At 71.6% G+C, this 18,578-nt stretch carries 13 protein-coding genes; all 13 read left to right on the forward strand.

The window, feature by feature from the left end:
* Positions 1–281 precede the first annotated feature (281 nt).
* Genes GTY96_RS08405 through GTY96_RS08465 form a run of 13 tightly spaced genes read left to right on the forward strand, consistent with a single transcriptional unit; the run spans position 282 to position 18,567 of the window.
* Complete coding sequence (locus tag GTY96_RS08405) at positions 282–1,484, forward strand: Pvc16 family protein (protein WP_161664417.1); 1,203 nt, start codon at positions 282–284, stop codon at positions 1,482–1,484.
* Positions 1,481–3,472 (forward strand): ATP-binding protein, encoded by a 1,992-nt coding sequence (locus GTY96_RS08410; RefSeq protein WP_161664418.1) that lies wholly within the window; start codon positions 1,481–1,483, stop codon positions 3,470–3,472. The genes GTY96_RS08405 and GTY96_RS08410 overlap by 4 nt, the downstream gene beginning before the upstream one ends.
* Complete coding sequence (locus GTY96_RS08415; protein WP_161664419.1) at positions 3,469–3,729, forward strand: hypothetical protein; 261 nt, start codon at positions 3,469–3,471, stop codon at positions 3,727–3,729. Before GTY96_RS08410 ends, GTY96_RS08415 begins: the two co-directional genes overlap by 4 nt.
* Positions 3,730–3,733: 4 nt before the next feature.
* On the forward strand, positions 3,734–4,378 hold the full coding sequence (locus tag GTY96_RS08420; protein WP_161664420.1) for a hypothetical protein: 645 nt from the start codon (positions 3,734–3,736) through the stop codon (positions 4,376–4,378).
* Positions 4,379–4,403: 25 nt separating this feature from the next.
* Complete coding sequence (locus GTY96_RS08425; protein WP_143899579.1) at positions 4,404–4,694, forward strand: hypothetical protein; 291 nt, start codon at positions 4,404–4,406, stop codon at positions 4,692–4,694.
* Between the two features lie 7 nt (positions 4,695–4,701).
* Positions 4,702–5,844: a hypothetical protein gene (locus tag GTY96_RS08430; protein ID WP_161664421.1), complete on the forward strand. Its 1,143-nt coding sequence runs from the start codon at positions 4,702–4,704 to the stop codon at positions 5,842–5,844.
* Entirely contained in the window at positions 5,841–6,389 is a 549-nt protein-coding gene (locus GTY96_RS08435) for a phage baseplate assembly protein V (RefSeq protein ID WP_161664422.1), read from the forward strand. The genes GTY96_RS08430 and GTY96_RS08435 overlap by 4 nt, the downstream gene beginning before the upstream one ends.
* Positions 6,390–6,391: 2 nt before the next feature.
* Positions 6,392–6,715, forward strand: a complete 324-nt coding sequence (locus tag GTY96_RS08440; protein WP_143899583.1) for a hypothetical protein — start codon at positions 6,392–6,394, stop codon at positions 6,713–6,715.
* Positions 6,716–6,718: 3 nt separating this feature from the next.
* On the forward strand, positions 6,719–7,075 hold the full coding sequence (locus tag GTY96_RS08445) for a GPW/gp25 family protein (protein ID WP_161664423.1): 357 nt from the start codon (positions 6,719–6,721) through the stop codon (positions 7,073–7,075).
* 1 nt (position 7,076) lies between these two features.
* Positions 7,077–9,677, forward strand: a complete 2,601-nt coding sequence (locus GTY96_RS08450) for a putative baseplate assembly protein (protein WP_143899587.1) — start codon at positions 7,077–7,079, stop codon at positions 9,675–9,677.
* A complete protein-coding gene (locus tag GTY96_RS38540; RefSeq protein WP_161664424.1) occupies positions 9,674–12,259 on the forward strand; it encodes a putative baseplate assembly protein in 2,586 nt (861 codons plus the stop codon). The genes GTY96_RS08450 and GTY96_RS38540 overlap by 4 nt, the downstream gene beginning before the upstream one ends.
* Entirely contained in the window at positions 12,256–14,454 is a 2,199-nt protein-coding gene (locus tag GTY96_RS08460; RefSeq protein ID WP_161664425.1) for a hypothetical protein, read from the forward strand. The genes GTY96_RS38540 and GTY96_RS08460 overlap by 4 nt, the downstream gene beginning before the upstream one ends.
* Before the next feature lie 9 nt (positions 14,455–14,463).
* Positions 14,464–18,567: a DUF6519 domain-containing protein gene (locus tag GTY96_RS08465; protein ID WP_161664426.1), complete on the forward strand. Its 4,104-nt coding sequence runs from the start codon at positions 14,464–14,466 to the stop codon at positions 18,565–18,567.
* Positions 18,568–18,578 lie beyond the last annotated feature (11 nt).

Consider the following 18,578-nt stretch of genomic DNA (forward strand, 5'->3'; position numbering starts at 1 on the left):
CTGTCCGCGGTCGGCAGGGCAAGGGCCCTGGGCAGGGCGCTCGAGGCGGCTCCGGCTCCAGCCTCCTCCTCGGCGGCCGAGGTGACGCGGACCGAACCATCTCCCTCCGTGACGCGCGCCTCGGACGCGGAGCCGCCGCCTGCCCCCACCATTCAGATCACCATCGGCCGAATCGAGGTTCGAGCCATGGCGCCCGCGGCCCCCGCGCGGAGCGCGCCCGCGCGCGCGGCCCCGGCACCCTCGCTCGATGACTACCTCGCGCGACGCAATGGAGGGGGACGGTGAGCAACTCCCTCTCCATCGCGACGGTGACGGCCGCGCTCCGCACGCTCCTCTTCAACCACCTCCAGGTGGACACGCCAGACGTGTCGGTGACGACGCTTCCACCGGACAAGGCACGCGGCCGGGACGCCACCAACCATCAGGTCAATCTCTTCCTCTTCCAGGTGGCGCAGCAGGCCTCGCTGCGCAACATGGACTTCCCACCGAGGACGAAGTCCGGCGAGTCGGGTGTCCCGCCCCTGGCCCTGCGGCTGACGTACCTGCTCACGCCCTACTCGCCATCCGACGACGACGTGGAAAGCCACAAGCTGCTCGGCAAGGCCATGAACGTCCTTCATGACCATCCGTTGCTCGGCGCCAATGAGCTGCGCGCCGCGGTGCCCGGCAATGACCTGTACCGGCAGGCGGAGCGCGTGCGCATCACCGTGGACACGCCCACCCTGGAGGAAGTCTCCAAGCTCTGGACGATGTTCCAGACGCAGTACCGGATCTCGGTCGTCTACCAGGTCTCCGTCGTCCTCATCGAGAGCACTCGCCCCAGCCGCACGCCGCTCCCGGTGCTGCGCCCGGTGCTGTCCATCCAGCCTGACGTGGTCCCTCCTTTTCCGGTGCTCGACGCCATCACCCCGCCCCAGCAGCAGACCAGCGCTCGACTGGGAGACACCCTCCTCCTCACCGGACACCACCTCGCCGGGGACACGGTGGGCGTGCGCTTCAGCCACCCGCTCTGGAGCACCCCGGTGCTCCGGCCCGCCACGGTGGTGTCGGCGTCGCGGCTGACCGTGGACATCCCCAACGACGCGGCCACCTGGCTCGCGGGGCCCTACGCGGTGTCCGTCGTCATCACCGATGCGGACGGAAACGAGCACACCACCCCAGCGCTGCCGCTGACGCTCGCTCCCCGCATCCTGGGGCTCACCCCCAACCCCGTGGCGCGAGGCCCCGGCGGAGAGGTGACGCTCACCGCCGCGTTCCAACCTCGCGCCCGCCCGGACCAACGCGTGGCCCTGCTGCTCAACGGCCGGGAGCTGCCAGCCCCCGCGCGCGCCACGCCGGTGGACACCCTCGCCTTCACCGTCCTGGACGTGCCCCCCGGAGACCACTTCGTCCGGCTGCGCGTGGACGGCGTGGACTCGTTGCTCATCGACTGGAGTCAGAACCCGCCGGTGTTCGACGTGTCCCAGCAGGTGACGGTCACATGAGCCCATCGCGCGCGGACTCCTGGCAGGAAGCCAACCAGCGCCAGCTCACCGCCGCGCTCGGCGTGGTGCGCGCGCGCATCGCTCGGCACGCGTCCCTCCTGGGCGTGGGGCTGCCCGAAGGCACCGATGACGTGGACACGGCCCTCGCCGCGCTCGCGGAGGCCGAGGTCGGAATGCCGGCGCAGCCCGCGCTGGAGAGCCTGTGTCAGGCCTTCCGCCTGTCCCCGTTCGAGCGCGACATCCTCTTGTGCTGCGTCAGCCTGGAGCTGGGCACGGGCTTCGGCGCCCTGTTCGCCTCCGTGAACGGCGACCCGCGCAAGCCGTGGCCCACGTTCGGCATGGCCCTGGCTTCGCTCCCCGAAGCGCACTGGAGCGCGCTGACGCCGGTGGCGCCCCTGCGCCGCTGGGAGCTGGTGTCCCTGGCCCCTGGAGAGGGCCTCACCTCCTGCGCCCTTCGCATCGACGAGCGTGTCCTCCACCACCTCGTCGGCCTGTCCTATCTGGACCGGCGGCTGCAAGAGTTCATGGCGCCGGTGCCGCCGCCCCGGGAGCTGCCCGTCTCCCATCAGGCGCTGGCAGAGCGCCTGCGACAGCCGTGGGAGCGAGCACCGGACGTGGATGAGCCCATGCCCCTCGTCCAGCTCTGCGGGCTGGAGCCGGACGGTGCGCAGGCCATCGCCAGCGCCGCCTGCGCGAGCCTGGGGCTCCAGTTGCACGTCACCCGCGCCACCCAGTTGCCCGCGGGAGCCGAGGAGCGGGCGGCGCTCGCGCGGTGGTGGGAGCGCGAGGCCCTGCTGCTGGGGAGCGGGCTGCTGCTGGAATGCGACGAAGCCACCGGAGCGGACGCGCTGCGCGCGGCCACCGCCTTCGCCGAGCGCGTGCAGGGCGTGGTCATCGTCTCGTCCCGGGAGCCCCTGCGACCGCGAAGCCGGGCCGCGATCCACCTCGAGGTGAAGCGGCCCACGCGCGTCGAACAGCGCCTGCTCTGGACCCAGGCGCTCGGGCCCGAGGTGACCGCCGCGCACGGCGCCCTGGAGCGCATCACCACGCAGTTCGATCTGCCCATGCGCTCCATCCGCGCGGCGGGTTCGGACGTGCGGGAGCAAGGCCCCTTCGCGGACGAAGGCGCGTTGGGCGCGGCGCTGTGGGCCGCCTGCCGGGTGCAGTCCCGGCCCCAGCTGGAAGAGCTGGCGCAGCGGATCGAGCCCACCGCGGGGTGGGAAGACCTGGTGATGCCTCCGGAGAAGAAGGCCATCCTCCGGGAGATCGCCGCGAGCGTGCGTCAGCGCGCGCGGGTGTACGAGACGTGGGGCTTCGCCTCCAAGGGCATGCGGGGCCTGGGCATCAGCGCCCTGTTCTCCGGCGCCAGCGGCACCGGGAAGACGATGGCGGCCGAGGTGCTGGCGCTCGAGCTGGGGCTGGACCTCTACCGCATCGACCTCAGCCAGGTGGTCAGCAAGTACATTGGCGAGACGGAGAAGAACCTCCGCCGCGTGTTCGACGCCGCGCAGGAAGGAGGCGCCATCCTCCTGTTCGACGAAGCGGACGCCCTCTTCGGCAAGCGCACCGAGGTGCGCGACAGCCACGACCGCTACGCCAACATCGAGGTGAGCTACCTGCTCCAGCAGATGGAGTCCTACGGGGGGCTGGCCATCCTCACGACGAACATGAAGGACGCGCTGGACACCGCGTTCCTGCGCCGGCTGCGCTTCGTGCTCCAGTTCCCGTTCCCGGATGCCCCCCAGCGCACGGAGATCTGGCGGCGCATGTTCCCGGCCGCCACGCCCACGGAGGGCCTGGACATGGCGCGGCTGGCGCGGCTGAGCGTCACCGGCGGCAACATCCGCACCATCGCCCTCAACGCCGCCTTCCTCGCCGCCGACGCGGGCGAGCCCGTGCGGATGGCGCACCTGCAACGCGCGGTGCGCTCGGAGTTCAGCAAGCTCGACAAGCCCTTGGCGGAAGCCGAGGTCTCGGGGTGGACATGACGCCACGAAACATCTCGCTGCACATCGACGAGCTGGTGCTGCACGGCGTCCCGGCCGCGCATCGCGAGCAGGTGGGCGAGGCCGTGCGGCAGGAGCTGACGCGGCTGTTCTCCGAACGAGGACTGCCCTCGGGCCTGTCCGGTGACGTGCCCCGGCTGGACGCGGGCGCCCTCCGCGTGACGTCCGGCGCTCCGCCCGCGGCGCTGGGGGTCCAGGTCGCGCAAGCGGTCTACTCCGGCCTGGGCCAGGGGCGGTGACGGCATGAGCACCTTCCCCCGCACACCCCGCACGCAGCGCGGGGCCATCATCGGGTTGGATCCGCTCAACCCCGTCGCGAGCCTGGTGGTGTTCCAATACAACCCGGACACGATGACGCGCACGCTGACGCCCCAGATGGCGGGCGAGGGCGGAGGCGACCGCACGGAGGCGCTGCGGCTCAAGGGCGCGCCGGTGGAGAACATCCGGGTGGACGTGGAGATCGACGCCACGGATCAGCTCGCCAACGGCGACGTGCTCGCCAGCAGCATGGGCATCTACCCGCAGCTGTCGGCGCTGGAGATGCTGGTCTATCCCAAGACCGCGCAGGTCATCCTCAACACGGCGCTGATGCAGGTGGGCACGCTGGAGGTGGTGCCCCCCACCGCGCCGCTGACCCTCTTCATCTGGGGACCCAAGCGCGTCCTGCCGGTGAAGGTCAGCGAGTTCTCCATCACCGAGGAGGCCTACGACCCGAGCCTCAACCCCATCCGCGCCAAGGTGTCCCTGGGCCTGCGGGTGCTCTCGTACAACGACCTGCCCCTGATGCACCCCGGCTACGCCCTCTTCCTCACGCATCAGGTCGTCAAGGAAGCCATGGCCGTCGTCGGCAGCATCGCCGGCGTGGCCAACGCCGCGCTGCCGCGCTGAGCGCCTGACTTCTCCTGGAGCCCCCATGCTCGACCCCACCAGCCGCTACGCCCCCCTGGAGACGGCCACCCTCACGCTCCCCGACGGGCGCGTGGCCGCCTACAAGCGCCGCCGCTTCATCCCCGCGAACACCTCCCTGCGGGTGCTGGCGGAGGTCTCCGTCACCGAGAGCGACCGCCTGGACCTGCTCACCCACCGCACGCTGGGAGACCCGGAGCACTTCTGGCGCGTCTGCGACGCCAACGACACGCTCAACCCCTTCGACCTGATGCGGGAGCCGGGCTCCGTGGTGCGCATCGGGATGCCGGAATTCTGAGCGCCCGATGAGCCTGCTGGGAATCCATCTCACGCTGCTGGTGGGCCCCACGGTGGCGGTCCCCGCGCCCGGTTCGTTCATGGAGGCCCTCCAGCGCGTGGAGGTCACCCACAACGACGAGGGGCGCTCGGGCTTCCAGCTGACGTTCGGCGTGGGCCGCTCGGGGCCGCTCGACCTGATGGACTACGGGCTCGCGAGCCACCCGCTGCTCAAGCCCATGAACCGCGTGGTGCTGGTGGTCACCTTCAACGTGGTGCCGCAGGTGCTCTTCGACGGCATCATCACCCACCGCACGCTCGCCCCCTCGCAGCAGCCGGGCAGCTCCACGCTCACGGTCACGGGCGAGGACGTGAGCGCTGCCATGGACCTGGACGCGAAGGTGCATGAGCACCCGGCGCAGGTGGAGCCCATCATCATCGCGCAGCTCGTCCTGGGCTACGCGCAGTACGGGCTGGTGCCGGTCATCATCCCGCCGCCCTCGCTGGACGTGCCGCTGCCCATCCAGCGCACCCCCGTGTTCCGGGGCACCGACTACGCCTACCTGCGGGAGATGGCGAACCGCTACGGCTACGTCTTCCAGGTCACCCCCGGCCCCGCGCCGATGATGAACACGGCCTACTGGGGGCCGCCCAACCGGGTGGGCATTCCCCAGCGGGCGCTGTCGGTGAACATGGGGGCGCAGTCCAACGTCGACAGCATCGACTTCCAATACAACGCGCTGGCGCCCACCACCGTGAAGGGCCAGGCGATGGCGCTGGGCCGCGCGCTCCCGGTGCGGACGTTCGCGAGCCTGCGGGTGCCACCGCTGGCGAGCCAGCCCGCGCTGCTCACCCAGTCGCGCGTGCGCACCTCGCTGCTGGAGGACGTGCCGGACGGCGCGGGCTACATCGCGGCCCAGGGCCGGGCCCAGGGTCAGACGGATGCGTCCACGGACCAGGTGCTCACCGGGTCGGGCGAGCTGGATGCCACGCGCTACGGCGACATGCTGCGCCCCCGCGGGCTGGTGGGCGTGCGCGGCGCGGGCTTCGAACACGACGGCTTCTTCTACGTCCGCAACGTCACGCACTCCATCCGTCCTGGCGAATACAAGCAGCGCTTCACCCTCACCCGCGAGGGAGCTGGAGCGCTCACACCGGTGGTGCCGCCATGAGCACGTACTTCGGGAAGTACCGGGGCGAGGTCGTCAACAACATCGACCCCCTGATGATGGGGCGCGTGCAGGTGAAGGTGCCCACCGTGCTGGGCGACAGCCAGCTGGGCTGGGCCATGCCGTGCATGCCGTGTGGCGGCAGCGGCAAGGGCTTCTTCGCCGTGCCCGCGATGGGCGCGAAGGTCTGGGTGGAGTTCGAGCGGGGGGACCTCAACTACCCCATCGTCGCCGGCTGCTTCTGGGGCGAGGGCGAGGCACCGGCCTCGCCCGCCCTGCCCACCACCCAGGTGTGGAAGACAGGGGCCATCACCGTGAAGCTCGACGACCTGCCCGGCGCGGGCGGGCTGAGCATCGAAGTGAGTCCCCCGGCGGTGCCCATGCCGCTGAAGGCCACGTTCAGCGCCGCCGGCATCGAAATCGACCACGGGGGGACCGCGAAGGTGGTGCTCAGCCCCACCGGCATCGAGCTGTCGTTCGGCGCGTCCAACATCAAGCTCGGGCCCGCGGGCGTCAACGTCAACAACGGCGCGCTGGAGGTCATCTAGCCATGGGAGCCTTCCTCCTCCACGTCGGAGCCACGGTGATGTGTCCCCACGCGGGACAGGTGCAGACCACGCCCGGCAATCCCCGGGTGAAGGTGGGCGGGCAGCCGGTGGCCACCCTGGCCGACCAGTACCTGGTGTCCGGCTGTCCCTTCCCGCCGCAGGGCGGAGGCCCCTGCGTGCAGGTGAAGTGGCTGGTCCCCGCGGTGCGCGTCCGCGCGGGCGGGCAGCCCGTCATCCTGCAGAACAGCGTGGGGATTTCCATGGGCGCCGCGCCCCTGGGCCCGCCCCAGGTCGTGATGACGCAGGTCCGGGTGAGGGGGACCTGAGCCATGCACATCGCCTTCCCCTATCGGCTGGATGGACGCGGTCGCACCGCGGACGCGGACCTGGACACGCACGTGCGGCACCTCATCGAGCAGGTGCTCTTCACGGCTCCGGGCGAGCGCATCAACCGCCCCACCTTCGGCACCGGGCTGGGCCAGCTGGTGTTCGCCCCCAACAGCGCGGAGCTGGCCACCGCGACCCAGTTCCTGGTGCAGGGCGCGCTCCAGCAGTGGCTGGGCGACCTCCTCCAGGTGGAGGCCGTGGAGACGCTCAGCGAGGAGGCCCGCCTCCAGGTGACGGTGCGCTACGTCGTGCGCCGCACCCAGCAGCGGCAGGTGGCCCAGTTCACGAGGGAGCTCTGACATGGGCGCGCGCTATGTCTGCAAGAGCGAGCAGCGGCGCCGGTTGGTGGAGGCCCACGCCACCTTCAACGGCATCGACTTCCTGGAGGTGCTGGACGAGGACGCGTCGGCGCTCGGCCTGGAGCGTCAGCGGACGCTGTGGGTGCGCTGCTACAAGCCCCTGCCCCAGGACATCGACGCGGACCACGTCTCCATCTCCGGAGGCGTGCGGCTGAAGGACGTCGGCGTGTCCCTGGCCTTCCGCATGGACCAGGCGCCCGGCGACCCTCGCACCACCGCGGCCGAGCGGGCCGAGTACGCCAAGCGCCAGGTGCTCGATGAGCTGCTGGGCACCCATGAGACGGAGCAGACGCTGGTGGTGCGCACCACCTCGTCCGGCGACTTCTCCACGTACACGCTGGCCCTGCTGCGGGGCTTCCTGGACACGGTGCCTCCGGACGACTTCGACGGGCCCCTGTCCCGCGTGGACTTCACCTTCAAGGTGGAGTGTCCCAGCGAGTTCGACTGCGCGCCGCCGAAGGGCAGCGCGACGCCCGGGCGCGTGGACCCGCCCATCGACTACCTCACCCGGGACTACGCCAGCTTCCGGCGGCTGCTGCTGGACCGGCTGTCGGAGGTGGCGCCCCAGTGGAAGGAGCGCAACCCCGCGGACCTGGGCGTGACGCTGGTGGAGTTGATGGCCTATTCGGCCGACTACCTCAGCTACTACCAGGACGCGGTGGCCACCGAGGCGTACCTCGGCACCGCTCGCAAGCGCACCTCCGTGCGCCGCCACGCGCGACTGCTGGACTACCCCATGCACGACGGCGGCAACGCCCGGGCCTGGGTGACGTTGCAGGTGTCCCCCGGCGCCGAGGGCTGGTCGCTCCCCGGCCCCACGGACGTGTCTCCGGGGGCGGTGTTCGTCACCACCGTGGAGGGCCCCCGGGTGCTGGACGCGCAGCACCTCCAGGAAGCGGTGAACGCGGGCGCCGAGGTCTTCGAGTCCCTCCACCCCCTCACCCTGCACTCCGGGCACGGCCGCATCCTCTTCCATACCTGGGGAGAGGACCGCTGCTGCCTCCCCCAGGGCGCCACCGCCGCCACGCTGCTCAACGTCCCCTCCGAATTCGACCCGGCGAAGCGGGTGCTGACACCGGAGAACTTCGCGCCAGGGCGGGTCCTCCTCCTGGAGGAGGGGCGCAGTCCCCAGACGGGACGGAGGGTGGACGCGGATCCGTCGCGCCGCCATGCCGTGCGGCTGACGCAGGTGGAGTTCACCCGGGATCCGCTGCTGGACGTGGCCGTGGTGGAGGTCGCGTGGGGCACGGACGACGCGCTCCCCTTCGAGCTGTGCCTGTGGGACGTGATGGTGCCGCCGGACTCCGCCGATGAGCCGGAGGATCCCGTCGGCAAGCTCGCGCCGGTGAGCGTGGCGCGCGGCAACGTGGTGCTGGTGGACCATGGGCGGACCCTGACCGAGCCGTTGCCCGTCGTGCCCTCCGAGGGCCGCTACCGCCCCAGGCTCTCGCGCGGTCCGCTCACCCAGGTGTCGAGGGGAGAGGGAGGCCGCGCGCTGGACCCCACGGCGTCGGCGGCCGCCGCGCTGCGGACGCCCCCGGAGGAGACGCTGCCCGCGCTCTGGCTGCGAGAGACGGAGAGCGGGCGGGCGTGGATCCCCCGCCGCACGCTGCTCAACAGCGGCCGCTTCAGCCGCGAGTTCGTGGCGGAGGTGGAGGACGACGGCCGGGCCCGCCTGCGCTTCGGCGACAACGTGCTGGGAGAGCGCCCCGGCGCGGGCGTTCCGCTCACGGCCACCTATCGCATTGGCAATGGCAGCGCGGGCAACGTGGGCGCGGAGGCCATCTCCCACCTGCACTCCACCTTGGGGGGAGACTGGCGCGACGCCATCCTGAGCATCCGCAACCCCCTGCCGGCCCGGGGAGGAGTGGATCCCGAGTCCGTGGAGCGCGTTCGCATCGACGCGCCGGAGTCCTTCCGCGTCCAGCAGCGCGCGGTGACGGAGGCGGACTACGCCGAGGTCGCCCAGCGCCACCCTGAAGTGCAGCGCGCGGTGGGCAGCCTGCGGTGGACGGGCAGCTGGCACACCATGTTCGTCACCGTGGACCGGCGCGGCGGCTTCCCGGTGGACGCGGACTTCGCCGAGCGGCTGACCGCGTTCCTGGAGCGCTTCCGGCTCGCGGGCTACGACCTGCGCGTCGACGCGCCCCTCTTCGTCCCGCTGGACATCGCCATGACGGTCTGCGTGTCACCGGGCTACCTGGCCGCCAACGTGAAGGCCGCGCTGCTGGAGGTGTTCAGCACGCGCGAGCAACCCGGCGGGCTGCGCGGCTTCTTCCACCCGGACAACTTCACCTTCGGCCAGCCGGTGTACCTGAGCCAGCTGGTGGCCACGGCCATGAAGGTGCCGGGGGTGGCGTGGGTGGAGACGGAGGACGCGCCCGGCAAGCCGCAGCGCTTCCGGCGCTGGGGGCAGGTGCCGCGCGACGAGTGGAAGAACGGCCTCATCGAGATGGAGCGGCTGGAGATCGCCCGGCTCGACAACGACCCGAGCCAGCCCGAGAACGGGAAGCTCGACTTCTTCATGCAGGGGGGCCTGTGAGCACGCCAGCAAACGGCTCGGGGGATTGCGAGGCCTGCGAGGACCGCGGCGCCGCGGAGCCGACGCCGCTCTACAACCGGCCGGGGCAACCCGCGCTCGCGTATCGCATTGGCACGCACAGCGGCTTCTTCCAGCGCATGCTGGCGCGGCTGCCCGGGGAGTTCCTGCCGGATGGGGACTTCGCGGGCACCCGGCCCCTGGCGGAGCTGTCCACGCGCGGCACGGAGGACCTGTCCATCGCGCTGCTGGACGCGTGGGCGACGGCCTCCGACGTGCTGACCTTCTACCAGGAGCGCATCGCCAACGAGGGCTTCCTGCGCACCGCCACGGAGCGGCGCTCGGTGCTGGAGCTGGCGCGGCAGATTGGCTACGAGCTGAAGCCCGGCGTCGCCGCCAGCACGTATCTGGTCTTCACCGTGGAGACGGCGCCCGGCGCCCCCACCCAGGTGCACGTGCCCGAAGGCGTGCAGGTGCTCAGCATCCCCGGCCAGGACGCGCGGCCCCAGACCTTCGAGACGACGCAGCCGCTGGAGGCCCGGGCCGCGTGGAACGTCCTCAAGGTGCCCCGGACGATGCCCCAGCCGCTCATGCGGGGTGAGCACACGCTCTACCTCCAGGGCCTCCAGATGGGCATCCAGCCTGGAGACGCGCTCTTGCTGGTGGGCGAGGAGCGGGAGAACGCGCCCGGCAGCGAGCAGTGGGACTTGCGCTGGGTGAAGACCGTCACCCGCGTGACGGATCCGGCGGAGCCCGCGCTGAGCCACACCCGGGTGACGTGGGACGCCGGGCTCGGCAGCGAGACGCCCCGCGTGGATCCCGCGGACCACCCCCGCGCCTTCGTGCTGCGGCTGCGCGGCAACCTCTTCGGCTACAACGCGCCCTCCTTCAAGGCGATGCCGGACGCCACCAAGGCCCTCTACAACCCGAACTACCGGCCCCACGACGCGCGCTTCACGCAGTGGCCCGACTTCGAGATTCAAACGGCGGTCCAGGGCATCATCGATCTGGACCGCGAGTACCCCAGCATCCTGAAGGGCAGCTGGGTGGCGCTCTGGAAGTCCAAGTACGTGGAGCTGTATCGCGTCACCGACATCCAGCCCTGGGCGCGCGAGGACTTCACGCTCAACGCCAAGGTGACGCGCCTCACCTTCGACACGAACGAGCACCTGTCCTACTTCCCGCTGCGCAGCACGGTGGTCCTGGCCCAGAGCGAGGAGCTGCCCGTGGGGGAGATGCCCCGGACCGACCCCGTGGAGGGCGACGACATCGAGCTGGACCGCGCGGTGGAGGGGCTCGAGCGCGGGCGCGTGCTCATCGTCGAAGGGCGCGCGGCGCTGGAGCAAGCGTCGGGGCCAGGGGCGTGGATCCGCGAGGTGGTGGAGCTGGACCGGGCCGAGACGCTGGTCGGTGGACACACGCGGCTGGTGCTGAAGAAGGCCCTGACCACGCCGCTGGAGCGCGCCACCGTCAGCATCTACGCCAACGTGGTCCCCTCCACGCATGGAGAGACGGTGCGGGAGGTGCTGGGCGGCGGTGACGGCTCGCGCGTGAACCAGCGCTTCGTGCTGCGCAAGCCGCCGCTCACCCACGTGCCGGCCCCCACGGACACGGGCGGGGAGAGCACGCTGGAGGTCCGGGTGAATGGCGTGCGCTGGGAGCAGGTGCCCACGCTGTTCGGACAGGACCCGCGCGCCGAGGTGTTCATGGTGCGCATCCAGGACGACGGCTCCGTGGTGGTGACGTTCGGCGACGGGGTGTCCGGCGCGCGACTGCCCACGGGGCAGGAGAACGTGACGGCGGTGTACCGCTCCGGCATCGGGCCCGAGGGCGAGGTGGACCGGGGACAGCTCGCGCTGCTGAAGGTGCGGCCCCTGGGCATCCGGGAGGTCACCAATCCCGTCGCGGCCACCGGCGCGGCGGCGCCCGAGTCCCGGGACGAGGCGCGCGACAACGCCCCCGCGTCCGTGCTGACGCTGCGCCGGGTGGTGTCGTTGCAGGACTACGAGGACTTCGCCTCCACGTTCGCCGGCATCGGCAAGGCCCAGGCGGCGGACCTGACCAACGGCGAGCGCATCCTCGTCCACGTCACCGTGGCGGGGATGGACGGGGAGCCGGTGGCCGCGGACTCCCAGCTCTTCCTGAGCCTGGTGGAGGCGCTGCGGGAGCACCACGATCCGGTGCGCCAGTTCGAGGTCTCCTCATACGAGCGGCTCTTCTTCGCGATGGAGGCGCGGCTGCGCCTGGACGCGCGCTACCTGCCGGAGGAGGTGCTGGGCCGCGCGGAGGCCGCGCTCCGAGACGCCTTCTCCCTTCAGCGGCGCCAGTTCGCCCAGGCGGTGAGCGGCGCGGAGGTCATTCGCGTGCTCCAGGACGTGGAGGGCGTGGTGATGGTGGACCTGGAGCGGCTGCACCCGACGACGCCCGCCATCCCGGCGCAGAAGCTGATGCCGGTGCTGCGCGCGCGCGGGGCGCGATGGGAAGGCGACGTGCTCAGGCCCGCCCAGCTGCTGCTGCTCGACCCGGCGCTCCAGGGTGAGCGCAAGGGCGTGACGCTGGTGCTCGACACGGAGGTGAGCCCGTGAGCCCCACGCCGCAGGACCGGCTCTACAAGCTGCTGCCGTCCATCCACCGCGCCCGGGACGCCATCCAGGGCGAGCCGCTGCGCGCGCTGCTGGCCATCATGGAGCGCGAGCTGCTGGCCATCGAGGAGGACATCGGCCAGCTCCACGACAACTGGTTCATCGAGACCTGCCAGGAGTGGGTGGTGCCGTACATCGGCGACCTGCTCAAGGTGCGGGATCTGGTCCCGGTGGACCCCGGGCTCTTCAGCCAGCGCGCCTACGTGGCCAACTCCCTGGCCTACCGGCGCCGCAAGGGCACCGCGGCCATGCTGGAGCAGTTGGCCCGTGACGTCACGGGCTGGCCGGCGCGGGCGGTGGAGCTCTTCCAGCGGGTGGGCACCACGCAGCACCTCAACCACCCGCGCCCTGCGAACCTGCGCACCCCGGACCTGCGCGACACGAACGCGCTGGAGCAGGTGGGCACCCCCTTCGAGGGCGCCACGCGCACCGTGGACGTGCGCCACATCGACAACCGGCGGGGGATGCACAACCTGCCCAACGTCGGCCTCTTCCTGTGGCGGCTCGAGGCCTATCCGGTGGTCCTCGCGCCCGCGTTCCGCGTGGAGCCCGGCTCCGAGCCCGGCGCCACGGAGGAGGGCTTCTTCCGCTTCAACGTGCTGGGCTGTGACACGCACCTGTTCAACCTGCCCCAGTCGGAGACGACGCTCGGCACGCTGGCCGACGAGGCCCACGTCCCCGGGGCGCTGCGCCGCCGGCCGCTGTACGACGAGCTGGAGGCACGCCGCGCCGCGCTCGCCCGCGGGGAGACGCCCGAGCCCAGGGCCTTTGGCGCCGCGCCGCCCTTCGCGCTGCACCTCGCGGAGGATCCGGAGGTCCACTCGGAGCTCTCTCCGGACGGCATCGTCATCTGCGACCTGTCCACCTGGCACCGCCCGGCGGCCACCCTCCCCTATCCCGCCGCGGATCCGGACGCGCCCCCGGTGGACCGCGACATCCTCGCGGCGGTGGATCCGGTCAACGGGCGCATCGCCTTCGCGCAGGGGCGGCCGGTGCCGGGCGCGCTGTCCGTGAGCTACGCCTACGGCTTCAGCAGCGAGGTGGGCGGCGGCTTCCATGACCGGCAGGAGACCCTGCTCCCGCTGGGACAGCGAGACGTGTTCCAGGTGGACGCGCGCAAGGGGCCCTTCACGTCCGTGGCCGTGGCCGTGGCCGCGAGCCACGCCAGCGCGGACGCGCTGGTGGAGGTGGTCGACAGCGAGCGCCATCCCCTGGAGTCCCTGGACGTCGCGGCGGGCGCGCGGCTGGAGCTGCGGGCGGCCAACCTCCAGCGGCCGGTCATCGACGTGTGCGGTGGGCGGTGCGTGGTGCGGCTGGGCCAGGGCGCCACGCTGGTGCTCAGCGGACTGCTGGTGCGCGGAGGCGTGCTGGAGGTCCAAGCCGCGGACAACGCGACGCTGGACCTGCGGCACTGCACCCTCGTCCCGGGACAGGACCTGACTCCAGCCGGTCAGCCTCGCGGCACCGCGCCGAGCCTCGTCGTGCGGGGCGCGAAGGACGGCGACTGCACCGTGCTGCTGAACCGCTGCATCACCGGCCCCCTCCAGGCGGGCCGGGCCACCACCCTGCGCGTGGAGGACTGCATCGTGGATGGGCTCGGGGAGCAGGCCCTCCAGCCGCTCCCGCCGTCCGAGGCGCCGTTCAACAACCCGCCACCGCCCCCCGAGTCCTTCGAGGGCCCAGGCGCCACCGGCGTGCTGCACGTCCTGTCCAGCACGGTGCTGGGGGGTGTGAAGGCCACGGTGCTGGAGCTGGCCAGCGATTCGCTCTTCACGGGCACCGTGGAGGTGCTCCAGCGGCAGGAGGGCTGCGTGCGCTTCTGCTACGTGCCGCCGGGCTCGCGCGTGCCCCAGCGCTTCCGCTGCCAGCCCGCCTACGCCGAGGACGCGCCCGTGGACGTGCGCCTGGAGGTGGAGCGGCGGGTGAAGCCCGTCTTCACGTCGGACCGGTATGGGGACCCTGGCTATTGCCAGCTCCGGGACGACACCGACTCCGGCATCCGCCGGGGTGCCAGTGACGAGGGGGAGATGGGCGTGTTCCACCACCTCCAACAACCGCAGCGCGAGGCCAACCTGCGCGCCAGCTTGACTGACTACCTGCGCTTCGGACTCGAAGCCGGGTTCTTCTTCGTGACCTGAGGAGACGCCATGAAGGGCGATTTCAGCCGGAACACGTTCCGGCCCGCGAAGCACTACTCCGGCGTGCGGATGCAACAGGGGCGCGTGCAGCTCGACGCGGACTGGAACGAGCACGTCGACATCCAGCGGTACCTGGACCAGACCACCCGCCGGGACGTCATCGGCGTCAGCGGCACGCCCCAGGAGCCGGGCACCCCCGCGGACCAGACGGGCTTCGCCCTCTTCCTGTCCGCAGGGCAGCCGGCGCTGCGCAAGGGCCGCTACTACGTGGACGGCGTGCTCTGCGAGAACGACCAGGAGCCGTCGCTGGGCGCCCAGCCGGACCTGCCCGGCGTGCCGCTGCCCACGGCGAACGGGCGCTACCTGGCCTTCCTGGACGTGTGGCAGCGCCATGTCACCGCGCTGGAGGACGCGGAGCTTCGCGAGGTGGCGCTCGGCGGCCCGGACACCGCGACCCGCACGCGCACGGTGTGGCAGGTGCGGCTGTATCCGCTGACGGGCGCGAATGCCTCCGGGCCCGTGGAGGCGGTGCCGTGTCAGACGTTCGGCACGCCCCAGTGGACGCCGGAGGAGCTGAAGAGCACCGGCACCCTGGCCGCGCGGGGCGAACCCGAGCAGGCCAGTGACAACCCCTGCATCATCGGTGCGGAGGCGGGCTACCGCCGGCTGGAGAACCAGCTCTACCGGGTGGAGATCCACCGCGGAAACCCGAGCGGCGGAAAGGCCACCTTCAAGTGGTCCCGCGACAACGGCATCCTCGTCACGCAGGTGAAGTCGGTGGACGCCGCGGACCGGCTGCTCGTGGTGGCCGAGCCGGGCAAGGATGGCTACCGGAGGTTCCAACCGAACCAGTGGCTGGAGCTGACGAACGAAGAGCGCGTGCTGCGCGGCGAGCCCGGGGAGCTGGTCCGCGTGGAGGCCGTCACGGGCAATCGCATCACCGTGGACGCGACCACGTGGCCAGCCGCGCTGCCCGCGGGCGCGCTCACCGTGCGAGCCTGGGACATGGTGGGAGGCGCGGGCGCGCTGGAGGTCAGCCCCGCGCCGGATCCCTCGCAGCCGGAGAGCGGCTGGACTCCCCTGGAGAGCGGCGTGCAGGTGCGCTTCACGGCGGGCCGCTACCGCACGGGAGATTACTGGCTCATCCCAGCGCGCACGGTGACGCGAGGGGTGCTCTGGCCCAAGAGCGGGGGGCTGCCGGTGGCCGAGCCTCCGCAGGGCATCCGCCATCACTACTGCGCGCTGGGGGTGCTGGAGCGCGGCGGCAGCGGTTGGACGGTGCACGACTGCCGCAAGCTGTTCCCGCCGCTCACCGAGCACAAGACGCTGGTGTACCTGGGGGGCGACGGCCAGGAGGTGATGCCCACCCAGCCCCCCATCGCTCCCGCGAGGCTCGCCCGGCCCCTGCGCGCGGGCGTGTTCAACGGGCGCACGCCCGTGGTGGGCGCGCGCGTCCGGTTCAACGTGGTGGTCCCCGAAGGCAGCGGAACGCTGACGGATGTGAGCACGCCGGCCAACACGGGCGCCTCCATCGTCGTCCTGACCGGGGCGGATGGCGTGGCGCAGGTGTACTGGGCGCCGCAGATCGACGGCTGGCAGACGGTGGACCATCCCCTGCACAGCCAGACGGTGGAGGCGCGGCTGCTGGACTCCGGGAACGAGGTGGTCCACGCGCCGCTGCGCTACTTCGCCAGTCTCAGCGTGGCCTCGAAGGTGGCGTACGCGCCGGACACGGCGCAGGAGATCCTCAACGGGACGCACACCGTCCAGGAGGCGCTGGATACGCTGAGCCGACAGCTCGTGCTCACGTACGAGGGCGGAGACGGCCAGGAGGCGATGCCGGGCGAGGCCCTTCCGCGTCCGCTGCGGGTGGGCGTGGCGCGGCATCAGCGGCGCGCGGCGAATCAGGTCGTCCGCTTCCAGGTGCGGGGGACGTCCAACGGGGCCTCCAGCGGGGTGCGCGTCACGGGCTCGGCCCAGCCCTGGGCGCAGAGCATCACCGCGACGACCAATGACGAGGGCATCGCGGAGGTGGACTGGCTGCCGAACGCCAACGACGCCACCCAGCAGGTGGAAGCGCGACTGATGGTAGGAGGCGGAGCCAACCCCACGCCGGTCCATCTCCCCTTGGTCTTCACCGCGAGCCTGAGCCGGGCGGACCGGGTGGCCTATCAGGCGGGTGGATGCCAGACGCTCTCCCAAGCGACGACGGTCCAGCAGGCGTTGGACACGCTGTGCCGCCAGCGCACGTTCCTGTACCTGGGCGGAGATGGACAGGAGGGCACTCCGGGGGAGGAGCTGGAGTCGCCGTTGGTGGTGGGGGTGATGACGGGGGAGAACCCCGTCGTCAACGCGCTGGTCCACTTCCAGATCGTGAAGCCGGCGGAGGGCGCCCGGCTCCGGCCGCTCAAGGACACCAGTCCAGGCGACACGTCGCTGCTCGTGCGCACCGATGAGCAGGGCACGGCCTCCGTCATCTGGCGACTGTCGGCCCAGACCGCGCAGAAGGTGCTCGTCACGCTGGTGGATGATTCGCAGCAGCCGACGCGGCTGCCCCCCATCCAGTTCAATGCCCGGCCCGGAGCGTCGGGGGCGGCGGAACCCGCGGTCCACGTCGTCCAGGTGACGCTGCCCAGCGAATCCCAGTACCTCCTCGAGAACGACGGGCTGGTGAACGCCGACCTCTTCCAACTGCTGAAGCAGGGGGTTCGCATCACGTGCAGCGAGGAGCTGGCGCCCTACCGGAGCCCCACCGGCGCGCCCCTGCCTCTCCCGCGCCCTGTCGTGACGCTGTCGCTGGAGCTCCTCTATCCGATGACGACGTCGGACTACTCCTACTGGCAACAGATCATGGGCAAGGCACCGGGCATCCTGGGCCACCAGACGCTCTCGGTGGCGGGGGAGGCGCGCATCTCCGGGAAGAACATCCAGTGGGTCCCCAGCGCGTCCGCCTTCGAATGGATGGACCGGTTGCGATGGATGAACGTCGACAACATGTCGAACCCTCGGATGCTCGCGAAGCTGCGCATCCAGGGCGGGTTCATCCACTCGCTGGATGGAACCCGACTCCTGGATGGCGAGGCCACGTCCCGTTCGCTCGCCGAGCGTTTCGCCATCGGCTATCCCAACCGGGGTGATGGCAGGCAGGGCGGCGACTTCGAGCTGTGGTTCTGGATTCAGTGCTTCGTCATCGGGCTCGCGCCGCGGGTGAGCGGGCCGGGGGGCGTGGTGGAGGTGGCGCGGGCGGAGGGCCCCGCCGTGCTCACGGAGACCGCGCGGCGCGACTTCACGTCGGGGTTGGGGCAGCCCTGGGGATTGGCGCGAGACCTGAAGCGTCAGGAGCTGCTGGTCGCGGACACGGGGACAAGCTCCGTGCTGCGCTTCAGCTTGAAGGAGAAGGATGCGTTGACCCCGCTGGGGAGCCACGGCGCGGGCGTCGTACAGCCCACGGCGCTGGTGCTGGACGCGGCGCAGGACACGCTCTACGTCGCCAATGGCGGCGAGGACTCCGTGGCGGTCTTCCGTCGCGACAAGCTGGGAGGCTTCGAGCAGGAGCGAGTGATCTCCGGCAAGAAGACAGGGCTGTCCGGCCCGCTGGGATTGGCGCTGGATCCGGAGCGCAAGCTGCTCTTCGTGGCGGGCTCCGGAAAGGCGCAGGTGACGGGACTGACGGTGGCCACCAGGGCGGGCAGCCGGACCACCTTCCTCACGGTGTTCGACGCCAACGCGAAGGGGGACGTGGCACCGCGCGTGAAGTGGACAGGAGACCAGCTCGGGCTCAACCGGGCCGCGGGGCTGGCCCTGGATGTGTCCCGGCAGGAGCTCTTCGTCGCGGACCACGGCTCCGACACGGTGGCGGTGTACTCCGTGGAAGCGCTCCTCGCGGGCAAGGAGGAGGTGACGCCGGTCCGAGTCCTCCAGGGCCGCGCCACCGGACTCGCACAGCCCATCGACGTCTCGCTGGATGCATCGGGACAGCAGCTGTGGGTGGCGAACGCGAAGTCCGGAACCGTCACCGTGTACCCCCGCGACGCCCAGGGGAACACGGCGCCCACGCGCGCGCTGGAGACACCCGGGCCACAGGGTCAGGGTCTGCGGGCCGTGCTGCCGTAGGCCGCGCTCGG

Source organism: Corallococcus silvisoli (assembly GCF_009909145.1).
In the GTDB taxonomy this organism is placed as follows: Bacteria; Myxococcota; Myxococcia; order Myxococcales; family Myxococcaceae; genus Corallococcus; species Corallococcus silvisoli.